At 65.2% G+C, this 13,155-nt stretch carries 13 protein-coding genes and 1 tRNA gene; 6 read left to right on the forward strand and 8 right to left on the reverse strand.

Features of this window, described 5'->3' with window-relative positions; translation table 11 throughout:
- Positions 1-108: 108 nt before the first annotated feature.
- The 7 genes from ATO9_RS06115 to ATO9_RS06145 all read right to left on the reverse strand — a co-directional run bounded on the left by ATO9_RS06115 (position 109) and on the right by ATO9_RS06145 (position 6,491).
- Entirely contained in the window at positions 109-2,625 is a 2,517-nt protein-coding gene (locus tag ATO9_RS06115; protein ID WP_043746768.1) for a penicillin-binding protein 1A, read from the reverse strand.
- Between the two features lie 326 nt (positions 2,626-2,951).
- Positions 2,952-4,193, reverse strand: a complete 1,242-nt coding sequence (locus tag ATO9_RS06120) for an N-acetylmuramoyl-L-alanine amidase (RefSeq protein WP_202902112.1) — start codon at positions 4,191-4,193, stop codon at positions 2,952-2,954.
- 87 nt (positions 4,194-4,280) lie between these two features.
- Positions 4,281-4,643, reverse strand: coding sequence for a nitrile hydratase accessory protein (locus ATO9_RS06125; protein ID WP_052418139.1), 363 nt, complete (start codon positions 4,641-4,643; stop codon positions 4,281-4,283).
- Entirely contained in the window at positions 4,630-5,286 is a 657-nt protein-coding gene (gene nthB, locus ATO9_RS06130) for a nitrile hydratase subunit beta (protein WP_043746774.1), read from the reverse strand. The genes ATO9_RS06125 and nthB overlap by 14 nt, the downstream gene beginning before the upstream one ends.
- The gene (gene nthA / locus ATO9_RS06135; protein WP_043746778.1) at positions 5,283-5,930 is read right to left on the reverse strand and encodes a nitrile hydratase subunit alpha; all 648 of its coding nucleotides are present in this window, start codon (positions 5,928-5,930) and stop codon (positions 5,283-5,285) included. The genes nthB and nthA overlap by 4 nt, the downstream gene beginning before the upstream one ends.
- Before the next feature lie 78 nt (positions 5,931-6,008).
- Positions 6,009-6,085, reverse strand: a tRNA-Arg gene (locus ATO9_RS06140).
- A gap of 94 nt (positions 6,086-6,179) precedes the next feature.
- A complete protein-coding gene (locus ATO9_RS06145; RefSeq protein WP_043746781.1) occupies positions 6,180-6,491 on the reverse strand; it encodes an ETC complex I subunit in 312 nt (103 codons plus the stop codon).
- A 579-nt stretch (positions 6,492-7,070) separates the two neighbouring features.
- Between ATO9_RS06145 and uvrB the strand changes: the two genes are divergently transcribed.
- The 3 genes from uvrB to ATO9_RS06160 all read left to right on the forward strand — a co-directional run bounded on the left by uvrB (position 7,071) and on the right by ATO9_RS06160 (position 10,477).
- Positions 7,071-9,242: an excinuclease ABC subunit UvrB gene (gene uvrB, locus ATO9_RS06150; RefSeq protein WP_043747390.1), complete on the forward strand. Its 2,172-nt coding sequence runs from the start codon at positions 7,071-7,073 to the stop codon at positions 9,240-9,242.
- A 215-nt stretch (positions 9,243-9,457) separates the two neighbouring features.
- Positions 9,458-9,823 carry a 4-fold beta flower protein gene (locus ATO9_RS06155; protein WP_043746786.1) on the forward strand — a complete coding sequence of 122 codons (366 nt, stop codon included), beginning with the start codon at positions 9,458-9,460 and terminating at the stop codon, positions 9,821-9,823.
- A 63-nt stretch (positions 9,824-9,886) separates the two neighbouring features.
- Positions 9,887-10,477 (forward strand): hypothetical protein, encoded by a 591-nt coding sequence (locus tag ATO9_RS06160; RefSeq protein ID WP_043746790.1) that lies wholly within the window; start codon positions 9,887-9,889, stop codon positions 10,475-10,477.
- Here ATO9_RS06160 and ATO9_RS06165 read toward each other — a convergent pair.
- The gene (locus tag ATO9_RS06165; protein WP_043746792.1) at positions 10,474-10,761 is read right to left on the reverse strand and encodes a TFIIB-type zinc ribbon-containing protein; all 288 of its coding nucleotides are present in this window, start codon (positions 10,759-10,761) and stop codon (positions 10,474-10,476) included. The two genes, ATO9_RS06160 and ATO9_RS06165, sit on opposite strands and share 4 nt — an antisense overlap.
- Before the next feature lie 259 nt (positions 10,762-11,020).
- On the opposite strand from ATO9_RS06165, the gene ATO9_RS06170 reads away from it, so the two are divergent.
- The 3 genes from ATO9_RS06170 (at position 11,021) to ATO9_RS06180 (ending at position 13,132) form a co-directional block, all read left to right on the forward strand.
- Complete coding sequence (locus ATO9_RS06170; protein WP_156127804.1) at positions 11,021-11,722, forward strand: response regulator transcription factor; 702 nt, start codon at positions 11,021-11,023, stop codon at positions 11,720-11,722.
- Positions 11,723-11,837: 115 nt separating this feature from the next.
- Positions 11,838-12,575, forward strand: coding sequence for a hypothetical protein (locus tag ATO9_RS06175; protein ID WP_156127805.1), 738 nt, complete (start codon positions 11,838-11,840; stop codon positions 12,573-12,575).
- 41 nt (positions 12,576-12,616) lie between these two features.
- Complete coding sequence (locus ATO9_RS06180; protein ID WP_043746798.1) at positions 12,617-13,132, forward strand: HugZ family pyridoxamine 5'-phosphate oxidase; 516 nt, start codon at positions 12,617-12,619, stop codon at positions 13,130-13,132.
- The last annotated feature ends 23 nt before the right edge of the window (positions 13,133-13,155 follow it).

Genomic DNA, 13,155 nt, shown 5'->3' on the forward strand with positions numbered 1-13,155 from the left:
GGCTCGGCTCCTGCTGTAAGTGCCGCGTGATACCGCGAAGGGGAAGGACGGGCAAGGGAGCGTGATCCGCCCCCCGCCTTTGTCTGTGCCCGCCCTTGTCTTTGGATGTCAGTAAAGACCGCCGGAACTGAGCGTGCCGAAGCTCGCCTTCGGCCCCACCGTGGCCTTGCGCCCGGTCGAGGTCGTGACCTCGCGCGCAGAACTGGTGCCGACCTCTTCGAAAAGCGGCAGGTCCGACCCCATGGCGAAACCGCCGTCGAAGCTGACACCGAAGATCGGCTCTTCGCCATCGCGGAAATATTCCGCCACGACATTCGGGCCGGAGGCATTGTCGGCCAGGCGCGCCCCGGTGAAACGGTCGATCTTGATGAAATGGCCACCCGGCGGGATCTTGAACTTGCCGCCGCCGTATTTCTTGATCGCCTCGGACATGAAGCGCTGGAAGACCGGCCCGCAGAACCCGCCGCCCGACGCACCCCGGCCCAGCGGCTCGGGATCGTCATAACCGATATAGCAGCCCGCCACGACGTTCGAAGTGAAGCCGATGAACCACACGTCCTTGGCGTCGTTGGTCGTGCCGGTCTTGCCGGCGGTCGGCACCGGCAGGTTCACCGCACTGGACGCCGTGCCTCTTTCCACAACACCCTGAAGCATCGATGTCAGCTGATAGGCGGTGATCGCATCCATGACGCGCGCCCGGTCCGACACGATGCGCGGGGACCGCGAACGCGGGATCGTCGGGTCGTCGCAATCGACGCAGTCGCGGCGGTCATGGCGATAGATCGTCTTGCCGTAGCGGTCCTGCACCCGGTCGACCAGCGTCGGCTCCACCCGTTCGCCGCCATTGGCGAACATCGCGTAGGCCGACACCATCTTGAACAGCGTCGTTTCCTCGGACCCGAGCGCGTTGGCCAGGTACTGACCCATGTTGTCGTAGACGCCGAACCGTTCCGCGTAGGAGGCCACGACATCCATGCCGACCTCCTGCGCCAGGCGGATCGTCATCAGGTTCCGCGACCGTTCGATGCCGGTCCGCAGCGGGGTCGGCCCATAGAACTGGTGCGACGCGTTGGTCGGGCGCCACATGCCCTGCGGCGTGTTGATCTCGATCGGGGCGTCGATGATGATCGTCGCCGGCGTGTAGCCACTGTCCAGCGCGGAGGCATAGACGAAGGGCTTGAAGCTCGACCCCGGCTGGCGACGCGCCTGTGTCGCGCGGTTGAAGACGGAGTTCTGGTACGAGAACCCGCCCTGCATCGCGATCACCCGGCCGGTATTCACGTCCATCGCCATGAAGCCGCCCTGCACCTCGGGCACCTGGCGCAGCGACCAGCGGATGAAGTTGTCGCCCTCGGCCATGCGGCGCACATGCACCACGTCGCCAACCTCGAAATTGTCGAAGAAGTTGCCGCGCAGCCAGCCGATATCCTTGCGCGGTACGACGAAGGGCTCCGCCTCGGTCTCTTCCACGCCTTCGATGCCCAGGCGCAACTGCTGATCCTCGATCTCCAGCACCACCGCCGGATGCCAGGGCGACTCAAGGTCGATGTCCCGTGCGACACGGGTATCGGCCAGCGCGGCGCGCCAGCTTTCCTCGGTCTTGAGCTGTGCCGGGTCGATCGTCTTGCCGGTGCCGCGCCATTCGCCCCGGCCCCGGTCATATTGCTCCAGCTGGATGCGCAGGGATTCGGCGGCCAGAACCTGCATTTCCGGGTCGATCGTCGCCCGCACCGTGAAGCCGCCGGTAAAGAATTCACCCTCGCCGAAATCGCGCGACAGCTGGCGCCGGATCTCGTCGGTGAAGTAATCGCGGTCGGGGCGTTCGGTGCGATAGCTCTCGAAATCGCCGTTCTGAACCGATCGCAGCGGCTGGTCGACCTCCGCCTGGTAGGCGGCCTCGGTCAGGTAGCCGTTCTCCATCATCTCCTTCAGCACGAAGTTCCGGCGCTGCATCAGGCGATCCTTGCGGCGGACCGGATGATAATCCGACGGGGCCTTGGGCAGGGAGGCGAGGAAGGCCGCCTCGTGCGGGGCCAGTTCCGACAATGCCTTGTTGAAATAGGTCTGCGCGGCCGCGGCCACCCCGTAGGAGTTCTGGCCCAGGAAGATCTCGTTCAGGTACAGTTCGAGGATCTTCTCCTTGGGCAATGTCTCTTCCAGGCGGGCGGCGAGGATGATCTCCTTGATCTTCCGCTCCACCCGGCGATCGCCGGAGAGCAGGAAGTTCTTCATCACCTGCTGCGTGATGGTCGAGGCACCGCGCACGTTCTGGCCGCGCGACTTCACGGCTTCGACGATGGCCGCGGCGATCCCGCGCGTGTCATAGCCCGCATGGCTGTAGAAGTTCTTGTCTTCGGCCGAGATGAAGGCCTCTTTCACCAGGTCCGGGATCTCGTCCGCGGGCGCGAACAGCCGGCGCTCCACAGCGAATTCGTCGATAATCTTGCCTTCGGAGGAATAGATCCGGCTGATCGTCTTCGGCTGGTACTGTGCCAGGCTCTCATGGCTGGGCAGATCCCGCCCGTAGACCCAGAACACCGCACCGATGGACAGCGCGATGACGGCGATGCCGAGCGTGACGAGTGAGAAAATCGCCCCGAAAAAGGATAAGACGAATCTGAGCATGGAGTCCCCTGGCTGATAAGGCCCATATAAGCAGGCAGGGCGCGCTGGTCAAAACACGATGGTGTTGAGATTGCGCGAGATGCCGCCAAGTCGCGCCCTTTGCCCCCCTCGCGCCCGTTCAGGGGCGCTGCCCCTCGGCCTGCGGCCTCACCCCGGAGTATTTCCGGCAAGATGAAGCAGGGGACCAGCACCCTTATTCATCTGGCCCTCATTCATCTGGCCGACAAATATCCCGGGAGGTTTGGAGGGCAGAGCCCTCCATGGCCCTTGCGGCCCGAGCAAAATCAAATCGTGTGCGCCGCAGGCGCGCTACATGGCAACGGCGGTCACTGGCGGATCAGCGGGCGCATCGCGGCATCGGCCTGTTGCCAGGCCAGGATCGCGTCGCGGATCGACAGGGCCATGCGGTCGATGAAAGCCGGGTCGGACAGGTTTTTCCGGTCGCGCTGCGAGGACAGGAACCCGACCTCGATCAGCACGGACGGGATATCCGCCGCCTTCAGAACCGAGAAATCCGCGGCCCGCATCGGGTGCGAGTTGAGCGGTGCGCCCGAGGCCTCGATCGACAGTTTCAGCGCCTTTGCCAACGCCTCGGTCCGAGGGGTCGTCTCCAGCCGGGCGAGGTCCATCAGCACATCGGCGATCACGTCGTCCTTGCCGGTCAGGTCCACGCCGGACAGCAGGTCATCGCGGTCGTGACGCTCTGCCAGCTTGGCCGAGGCCTCGTCGGTGGCGGTGTCGGACAGGGTGTAGATCGTCGCCCCGTGCGCCCGCCCATAGGCCAGCACATCCGCATGGAGCGAGATGAAGAGGTCCGCCTCCACCTCGTGCGCGATGGCGACCCGCCGTTCCAGCGACACGAAGGCATCGTCGTTGCGGGTCAGGATCACCCGAGTGTCACCTTCGCGGATCAGGGTCTCGCGTACGGCCTGGGCCAGTTGCAGCATCAGGTCCTTTTCGGTCAGCCCGCCCTGCACCGCGCCCGGGTCGATCCCGCCATGGCCCGGGTCGATCACCACCGTCAGCGGCGCATCGCCATCGCGCGGCGCGGGGCGTGGCAGGCCATCTTCTGGCAGGTCCCAGTCAGGATCGCGCGGGGCGCCGGCCTGGGCGGCGAATACCTCGGCCGAGACCTTTTCGAACCGGGCCGACAGGCGCGCCCTGCCGGTGGCCGGGTCGACCTCCATCCCCGCCCGGGACAGGGCCAGCGGTTCGGTCAGCGTCAAGACCAGCCGGGACCAGCCCGGACGATAGGTGCCGAACCGCAGGTCCGCGGCCAGATCGGAATTCAGCATCCCCAGCCGCGACAGGCCCGACCAGTCGATTTCGCGGAAATCCATCACGATCCGGTCAGGTTCCGTCAGTGAAAAGACGCGCCACGGCACGCCCTGCGACAGCGCCAGCGTCAGGTCGATCCCGCCGCTGCGATCCGACACGAGGCTGCCCGCCGGATCGACGCGCGCCAGCGCCGACAGGTCCTGCGCAGCGGCGGGCCGCGGCAACAGCGCGCCAAGCCCCACGGCCAAGGCCAGGGCAAACGCGGGTAGGATGCGTGACAGACTGCTCATGATCGGGCCCGGTTCTGGTGCCATTCTTCGCCTGCCAGTCTACGTCAACCGGCGGCTCTTGGAAATGGGGCGCAGCCCGGTGCCGCGCTATTCCTGGCCCGTCTCGTACACGATCGGCGTCCCATGCGGCGTCGCCCGCGCCGCGCGCTGCCATGTCAGGGCCATATCGCCGATCATGTCGGCCTCGGCCAGGCCCTTGGCGGCCAGCAGATCCTCAAGCGCGCCCAGCCAGTCGAGGTAGTAGCGCGTCGCGTGATCCTCAGGCGTGTCGCGCTGCGGCAGGGGGGCGCCGCCGATCCGGGCCGACAGCGCCTCGGCCCATTCGGTCCAGGCGAACAGGCCCGCCTCGTGCAGCGCGACGGTCAGGGCAAAGGCCTTGACCTGCCAGGGCGCGAAGAAATGCGGCTCTGCCCCTTCGGTGCCGGGGATCGCCAGGTCAGGCGCGGTCAAGATAGGGCTCCCACAGATCGACACAGACCTCGTCGGTTTCCCCGGCCGACGGGCCGAACAGGGCGCGCGCCGGGAACCGCACGGCATAGAGCCAATGCGCCGTGTCCCGGTCCCCCTGGGCGGAGGTGTCGGGAAAGACGTGATAGCCATGCACCGCCTCGATCACGCCCTGCTTGTCGCGGGCATAGCCGGGCAGGCGGATATGCGACGGCCCCTGCAGGTTGCGGCTGCGCACGCTGTCACCGGGCGCAAAGGCCGGCTGGCTGGCACCGGGATCGCGGTCGACCGGACCGCCCCTGGCCAGCACCGCATCGACCCTGTCGGCGGTCAACGGCGCGACAGAGGTCTTGCCCTCGGCCTGCCCGCTTTCCAGTTCCGAGGCCGAGACCAGCCCCTTGTGCTGCATCAACTCGGCCAGCGCGGTGACCCAGAGCTGGTAATAGCTCATGTCGTAATAGGCGCCGGGCGCGCGGTTCTCGCGGGCAAAGCGGCTTTCGTCGATCGTCCATTGTCCGGTCGCGCCAACGGCAATGGTCATCGCCATGGCGCGGCGTTCCCAGGGGGCGTGGAACAGCGGCTCGTCCGGTTCGGGCCGGACCGGGCCAAAGCCGTGCCGCCCACCGATATCCTGCGGCCCGTTCATGCTGCCTGACCTTCGGCATCAGGCCCCGTCGTGTCAGGCACAAGGGCCAGCCCGGTGCCGATCATGCTGTCGCGGGTGACGAGGGGGACCAGTTTTTCGGCGGTCCAGCCCTCGGTCCCGGCGGGTCGCATCGGGATGACGAGGTAGCGCATCTCGGCGGTGGAATCCCAGACGCGGATCGCCGTGCCCTCGGGCAGGGTCAGCCCGAATTCGGCCAGCACGGCACGGGGTTCACTGACGGCGCGGGATCGATAGGGCATCGACTTGTACCAGACCGGCGGCAGCCCCAGCACCGACCACGGGTAGCAGGAGCACAGCGTACACACGACCATGTTGTGCCGTTCGGGCGTGTTGAACAGCGCGGTCAGGTGTTCGCCCTGCCGCCCGCCGAAGCCCATGGAATGGATCGCCGCCGTGGCGTCCTGCTCCAGCCAGCGGGCGAAATCGGGATCGGTCCAGGCGCGGGCCACGACCTCGGCCCCGTTGCGGGGGCCGACCTGCGTCTCGTAGGTATCGAGGATGCGATCCAGCGCAGCGGGATCGACCAGGCCCTTGTCCGTCAACAGCTTTTCCAGTGCCATGACCCGCGCGGTCATGTCGTCCAGGTGACTGCCGTCGTCGTGATCGTGATGGTCATGAGGCATCGTGCTCTCCTCTCCGCCGATGCGGGCAGAGGACCATGGGCGGCGTCAAAAGACAATCCGGGGAAAGCGGTGGCAAGATGGCGATCCCTGAAGGACTCGAACCCTCAACCTGCTGATTAGAAGTCAGCTGCTCTATCCAGTTGAGCTAAGGGACCGCTGTGGGTCTTGTCTTGTATCGCAGGCGATTTGGCAAGACATGAGCCATGGGCCGGGGCCCGGATCGGGGCTGCCCGGCGCGATGGCGGGTCTTCAGTGGGTCCAGACCTGGCGGCGGTTGGTGGCGAAGTTGTCGCCGTAGCCGCCGTTGCGGATGTTGACCTTGCGCGAATGCGGGTCCTGCACGACTGCGTCGATGCCGTGATCGGCAGCGTATTCCAGCGCGGCTTCCTTGGTCGAGAACCGCAGACGCACCTGGGCCTGGGTGTCGGCATTCGACGTCCAGCCCATCAGCGGATCGACCTCGCGCGCGGTTTCCGAAACATATTCAAGCACCCAATCGCGTGTCTTGGCCGTGCCGGACTGCATGGCGTTGCGGGCGGGGCGGTAGATACGTGCGGACATGTGGCTCTCCTTCGACGGGGTGCTTATCCGATATTGCACCCTGTCAGACAAGAGGCAAGCGGACGTCACAGGACCGGGACCGGCAATCCGCGGGAGCGAAGGGTGGGTAAGGAGCAGATCGAAGGTCGAACCGGCCTGTGACGCCAGTTTTGATGCTTCCACAACACACCTTTTCGAACAAGGTAGTTATATTTTTCCACTCGGTCAGGTTTGCCCGGCAAGAGCCAGCCTGTTCAAAGGATTACATGAATTTCTGTCAATCGCGACAAACCCGGCCTTGCCTTTCCCGCGCCCGCTTTCGCGCCTGTGGGCTGCTCACATATTCAGCAAACTTGATTCGTTTTGCGCGCGGTTTTCAGGGCGCGGGACGAGGCTCCTGACAACAGGCTGTCAGGAGGCCGGCTTGCCATGCCCGCGCCACCGCGCATGATCGGGGGGAATAGGGGTGTTGCGGGGCGCCGCCCTTGCCTCCCCCACCCATGCGCCACATGTTGTGGCGGACCAATCGCCCCGCCCTTCCGACTCCTTTCGACACACGGACGCCCAGACATGACCCAACAGAGCGAAACGATCTCAGGCATGCCCTCTACCGTGACCGCGGACGAGGTGCGCCAGCGCATGAAGCTTGAGGGCGGCCAACGCCTGTCGATGAACACCAGTTTTGACCCGGCGGGCGACCAGCCCACGGCGATCAGGGAACTCAGCGGTGGCATCCTGGGCGGGGAACGCGACCAGGTGCTTCTGGGCGCGACCGGCACCGGCAAGACCTTCACCATGGCCAAGGTGATCGAGGAAACGCAGCGCCCCGCCATCATCCTGGCCCCCAACAAGACGCTGGCAGCGCAACTCTACGGCGAATTCAAGGGCTTCTTCCCCGACAACGCGGTCGAATACTTCGTCAGCTACTACGATTACTACCAGCCAGAGGCCTACGTGCCGCGGTCGGACACGTATATCGAGAAGGAAAGCCAGATCAACGAACAGATCGACCGGATGCGCCACTCGGCCACCCGGGCGCTGCTGGAGCGTGACGACGTGGTGATCGTCGCCTCGGTGTCCTGCATCTACGGTATCGGGTCGGTCGAAACCTACGGCGCCATGACGCAAGAGCTGAAGGCCGGCAAGACCTATGACCAGCGCCAGGTCATCGCCGATCTCGTCGCCCAGCAGTACAAGCGCAACGACCACGCGTTCCAGCGCGGCTCCTTCCGGGTGCGCGGCGACAGCCTGGAGCTATGGCCCGCCCACCTCGAAGATCGCGCCTGGCGGCTGTCCTTCTTCGGGGAAGAGCTGGAAGGCATTCAGGAATTCGACCCGCTCACGGGGCAGAAGACCAACACGTTCGACCAGATTCGCGTCTATGCGAATTCCCACTACGTGACGCCCAAGCCGACGATGCAGCAGGCCATCATCAACATCAAGAAAGAGCTGCGCCACCGGCTCGACCAGCTGGTGGGCGAGGGCAAGCTGCTGGAGGCACAACGCCTGGAACAGCGCACCAATTTCGACCTCGAGATGCTTGAGGCCACGGGCGTCTGCAACGGGATCGAGAACTATTCGCGCTACCTGACGGGGCGCGCGCCGGGCGAACCGCCGCCCACGCTGTTCGAGTTCATTCCCGACAATGCCATTGTTTTCGCGGACGAATCCCACGTCTCGATCCCGCAGATCGGCGGCATGTACCGGGGCGACTACCGGCGCAAGTTCACCCTGGCCGAACACGGGTTCCGCCTGCCCTCCTGCATGGACAACCGCCCGCTCAAGTTCGAGGAATGGGACGCGATGCGGCCCCAGTCGATCTATGTCTCCGCCACCCCCGGCGGGTGGGAGATGGAACAGACCGGCGGCGTCTTCACCGAACAGGTCATCCGCCCGACCGGCCTGCTGGATCCGCAGATCGAGATCCGCCCGGTGGAGATGCAGGTGGACGACCTGCTGGACGAGGTCCGCAAGGTCACCGCGGCGGGGTACCGGACGCTCTGCACCACGCTGACCAAGCGGATGGCGGAGGATCTGACGGAATACATGCACGAGCAGGGGATCAAGGTCCGCTACATGCATTCCGACATCGACACGATCGAACGGATCGAGATCCTGCGCGACCTGCGGCTGGGCGCCTTCGACGTGCTGATCGGGATCAACCTGCTGCGAGAGGGGCTCGATATCCCCGAATGCGGGCTGGTGGCGATCCTCGATGCCGACAAGGAGGGCTTCCTGCGTTCCGAAACCTCGCTGATCCAGACCATCGGCCGCGCCGCACGGAACGCCGAGGGCCGGGTGATCATGTATGCCGACAAGATTACCGGGTCGATGGAGCGCGCGCTGGCCGAAACCGACCGCCGCCGCGAAAAGCAGATGGCCTATAACGAGGAGCACGGGATCACCCCCGAGACGGTCAAGAAGAACGTCGATGACATCCTCGCCGGGCTCTACCAGGGCGATGTGGACATGAACCGCGTCACCGCCCAGGTCGAAAAGCCGATACATGGCGCCAACCTTCAGGCCCATCTGGACGGGCTGCGCGACGAGATGCGCAAGGCCGCCGAGAACCTGGAATTCGAAGAAGCCGCCCGCCTGCGGGACGAGGTCAAGCGGCTTGAGGCCGTGGACCTGGCCGTTGCTGACGACCCCATGGCCCGCCAGCAGGCGGTTCAGAAGGCCGCCGACGAGGCGACGAAATCCAAGGGCCGCTCCACCGCCGGCCGTCCCGGCCAGCGCGGCGGCAACGTGCAGCGGCGGAAAAAACGCTAGACCATCGACTGGCGGGTGTCTTTCGGGTCTGGAAAGGGCTGAAACACACCCGGCCACCGATCGGAAACAATGCCTCACCGTTGCCGCGCAGCAGCCAGCATCCAGAAACTATTACATATAGTTAACGGCTAACTCGGCCCGCCGCGATCCCGCATCCCGCCACATTCCCGGGTTACCTTCGCCGCACTTGGCTCACGAAAGGAGAGAGTGCCGCCATGGACCCTTTATTTGACCGTTTCGGTCGCCTCGTGGCCTGGCTGCGCGGCGACAACATATTTGATCCCGAAATGAACTGGGTGGCTTTCCGCTCCAGCGGGAACCTCTTTTCCAGGACCTCTGTCGCCTGGCTCGGCCCGGTCGACGGCGATACGATCTATGACCGCAAGGGGCGGCCCGTCGCCCTGACCGACGGCGCCACGCCCGACCGGCGCGACACGCCCGTTCCGCCTCCGCGCCCGGCCAGCCCTTTGATGCCGCAGCGCCCGCTTGCCACGACACAGCATCGCCGCCCGACAAGGCCGATCCCGGTCAATGCGCCATGGTCGGACCTCAGCTGGTCGCAATACGTCAACCAGCGCTAGGACCTTCACAGACCGGAATTGGGTGCTACTCTGCCGGCATTTCCCATTGTGAAAGCCCGTTTGATGCGCCCATTTCCCATCCTTACCCCGATCCTCGCGCTCTGCGCCGCGCCCGTTCTGGCCGATGACTGCGCCGACCTGGCCCGGCACCTGATTGCCACCCCGCCCACCGAACACGGCCCCTATATCGTCGATGCGGCGGGGACGATGGGCGGCATGGCGACAGTCACCCGGCAGCACGTGATCGAGGATCAGCACATGCTGGCCGAAACGATCGAACCCAAGGGGATGCATGACGTGCTGCATTACAAGGGCGGCGCCTATGCCCCCGAGGTCGAGGGCTGGCGGTTGCTTTACCAAAGCGACGCGGCTGCCATGCAGGAGCAATCCACCCAAGGGCGGCAGGAACAGGCCGACGCCATCCTGACCGCCACCTGTAGCGACGATGACATGGACGGGCAGACCCTCACCCGGGTCGAGGCGCAGCTTGGCCCCGTCCAGGTCTTCGAAAAGGGCATGACCTACATGTTCTGGGTCACCCCGGACGAAAACCGCCGTATCCGCATGGACATGGATTACGAACTGAACGGGATGCCCACGAAAGTGCGGTTCGACTTCACCTGGGTGCCGGACCTGGCGCTGCCGAGCCCTTAATCGAAGTCGAAGATCTCGCTCAGCAGCGATTTCCGCTTCTTCTTGCGGTAATACTTGTCCTTGTGATCGTAATACCGGCGCTCCTCGCGGCGCGGTTCGTCATAGCTTTGCGGGCGGACAGGGCGCGGCGGCGGGGTATGCGCGGTTTCCGAGACCTGGCGCTCGATGATCTTGTCCAGCTCTCCACGATCCAGCCAGACGCCCCGGCATTGCGGGCAATAGTCGATCTCGACCCCCTGCCGTTCCGTCATCAACAATTCCGTGCCGTCCACCGGACATTTCATACCGTAAATCCTCCTTCTCGGTCGCTTCCTTCCAGATGGGCGGCGTGGGGCCTGATGACAAGCGGGCGTTAACCAAACATCTGGAAACCCAGCCGAATTATCCTTTCGGAGAGGTGCGCGGTGCGGTGCCTTGAGGTATCTACACGGCATCCGCGGCGCCGAGGGGCCCGCATTCACAGACAACGACGGTGTGGGCCGGGATGCCCGCATCGCGGCGCATTCACAGGACCGGACCGCCCAGCAAAAGGGTGACGGCACGATGCGTATTCTGATGACTGACACGACCTGGACCATGGCAATTCTGGCTCACGCCCTGCGCGACGCCGGCTTCTTCGTGACCGAAGCCGCAGATGCCCACGAGATCCGCGAATTCGCCGCCAGCGCCCAGCAGGATGCGATCCTGATCGACCCGGACCTGCCGGACGAGGATTACGCGACGCTGGTTCGCCACCTGCGCGCCCAGGACCGGCATATCCCGATCCTGATGTTCTCCCGCAAGGTCACACGCGAGGAAAAACTGCGCGCCATGGCACTTGGCGCCGACGACTTCATCGAATGGCCCAGCGAGGGCTGCGCCGACCTGCCGTCCCGGCTGCGCGCCATGGTGCGACGGGCGGCCGGGTATTCCAGCTCCGAAGTGCGGATCGGGGATCTCTACCTGGACCTGGACCGCCAGACCGTCCGCTGCCTCGACATGCCACTGCGCCTGACCCGCCTTGAATACGAACTGATGGAGACGATGGCCCTGCGTGGTGGAGCCCTTATCACCCGGGACGAGATCATGCTTCAGCTCTATGCCTGGGACAACGAACCCGACGCCAAGATCATCGACGTCTACATCTGCCGCCTGCGCGCCAAGATCGCCGCCGCCGGGGCCACCCACGATGTGATTGTAACCTCCTTCGCGCAAGGCTATCGTCTGAATACGACACCGACCGAGACGCTGCCGCAAGCTGTCTGATCGTCTCGCGGGGGCCACGCCCCACCCTCCAGCAAAGCCCGTCGGTCTCTCTCCCGGCGGGTTTTTTGTTAACTGGGCCAGACCCCATTAGGGTTCGGTTAACCAAGATCGATGCATGATCCCCTCACGCCACCCATTGGCCCGAGGGGATATGTGGAAAGCCGCGATCATCTGGATTTGTCTCGCCGGAACGGCTTTTGCCGGGCCATGGCCGCGCGGCAAGGGCAATCATTTCATCTCGGCCTCACTGGCCTATGACATCGGCGGCAGTGGCGTTTCGCCCTCCTATTATCATGAGATGGGCCTGTCCCCGCGCACCACGCTGATCCTAGAATACAGCAAGGCGTTTTCCGGCGGCGACCGGGTCATCGCCCGCCTGTCGCGCAGTTTCGAACTTGACCGCCTGAACCTGCTGGTCGGGCTGACCGCCGGGGCCGGCCATGTCTCCGGCGACGCCGCGGGGGTGCTTGGCCTGTCGGCCGGCCGCGACATTACCCTTCTGGGGATGAGCGGCTGGGCCAGCGGCGCCGTCATTGCCGAAGCCACCAAGGCTGAAATCGTCGGCAAGGGCGAACTCACGCTGGGCATCAACGCCAGGAACGGCGCGAAATACTATGCCCAGGTCTCCGGCACCACTTACCTGAACCCCGCGCCGACGATCTCCATCGTGCGGCCGCTCTGGTGGAGCCCGCCGATCACCTACACGATCACCCGCTACCCGCCAGAGGTGCGCCTGGGCCTGAACGCCGCCATCCCGATCGCCAAGAAGACCTGGCTGGATGTCGGCCTGTCCCGCGGCGTGCAGGAGGGCGGATCGACCCGGATCAAGCTGGGGCTCTGGCGTCAGTTCTAGCCCCCATTGGCACCGCTGGCCCGGCACGCCATAAAGGCGCCATGACAGATCCCATTCGCCCCACCGATGATGAGGCCCGCGCCCTCGCCCAGTCCCTGCTGAAAGAGGCGCGGTTCTGCGCCATCGGCGTGATCGACCCGGAAACCGGCACGCCCAGCGTCAGCCGTGTCGCCCTGGCCACCGCGCCGGATGGGCGCCCGGTCACGCTGATCTCGACCCTGTCGGCCCACTCCCGCGCGCTTCAGGCTTGCCGCGATTGCAGCCTGCTGGTGGGCGAACCCGGCGAAACCGGCGATCCGCTGACCCATCCCCGCCTGACCATCCAGGCGAAGGCCAGCTTTGTCCGTCACGGCGATGACACCGAGGATGCAAACCACAAGGCGCTGCGCGATCATTACCTCGCACAGCGCCCCAAATCGAAACTCTATATCGACTTCGCGGATTTCTTCTTTGCCCGGTTCGACGTCACCCGCGCCTTCCTGAACGGCGGCTTCGGCAAGGCGTTCAACCTGACGCCCGCCGACCTGGCCCTGCCCGACCCCGCCGAACGGGTCTAGGCCCCCGGCGGCGCACAGGCAGA

This window comes from Pseudooceanicola atlanticus (assembly GCF_000768315.1).
Taxonomy (GTDB): Bacteria; Pseudomonadota; Alphaproteobacteria; order Rhodobacterales; family Rhodobacteraceae; genus Pseudooceanicola; species Pseudooceanicola atlanticus.

Excerpts from the sequence above, each read along its gene's own strand:
- nthB (WP_043746774.1), bottom strand. The coding sequence starts at position 5,286 with ATGAACGGGCCGCAGGATATCGGTGGGCGGCACGGCTTTGGCCCGGTC.
- ATO9_RS06160 (WP_043746790.1), top strand. The coding sequence starts at position 9,887 with ATGCGCCCATTTCCCATCCTTACCCCGATCCTCGCGCTCTGCGCCGCG.
- ATO9_RS06175 (WP_156127805.1), top strand. The coding sequence starts at position 11,838 with ATGATCCCCTCACGCCACCCATTGGCCCGAGGGGATATGTGGAAAGCC.
- nthA (WP_043746778.1), bottom strand. The coding sequence starts at position 5,930 with ATGCCTCATGACCATCACGATCACGACGACGGCAGTCACCTGGACGAC.
- uvrB (WP_043747390.1), top strand. The coding sequence starts at position 7,071 with ATGCCCTCTACCGTGACCGCGGACGAGGTGCGCCAGCGCATGAAGCTT.
- ATO9_RS06145 (WP_043746781.1), bottom strand. The coding sequence starts at position 6,491 with ATGTCCGCACGTATCTACCGCCCCGCCCGCAACGCCATGCAGTCCGGC.
- ATO9_RS06115 (WP_043746768.1), bottom strand. The coding sequence starts at position 2,625 with ATGCTCAGATTCGTCTTATCCTTTTTCGGGGCGATTTTCTCACTCGTC.
- ATO9_RS06155 (WP_043746786.1), top strand. The coding sequence starts at position 9,458 with ATGGACCCTTTATTTGACCGTTTCGGTCGCCTCGTGGCCTGGCTGCGC.
- ATO9_RS06180 (WP_043746798.1), top strand. The coding sequence starts at position 12,617 with ATGACAGATCCCATTCGCCCCACCGATGATGAGGCCCGCGCCCTCGCC.
- ATO9_RS06120 (WP_202902112.1), bottom strand. The coding sequence starts at position 4,193 with ATGAGCAGTCTGTCACGCATCCTACCCGCGTTTGCCCTGGCCTTGGCC.
- ATO9_RS06170 (WP_156127804.1), top strand. The coding sequence starts at position 11,021 with ATGCGTATTCTGATGACTGACACGACCTGGACCATGGCAATTCTGGCT.
- ATO9_RS06165 (WP_043746792.1), bottom strand. The coding sequence starts at position 10,761 with ATGAAATGTCCGGTGGACGGCACGGAATTGTTGATGACGGAACGGCAG.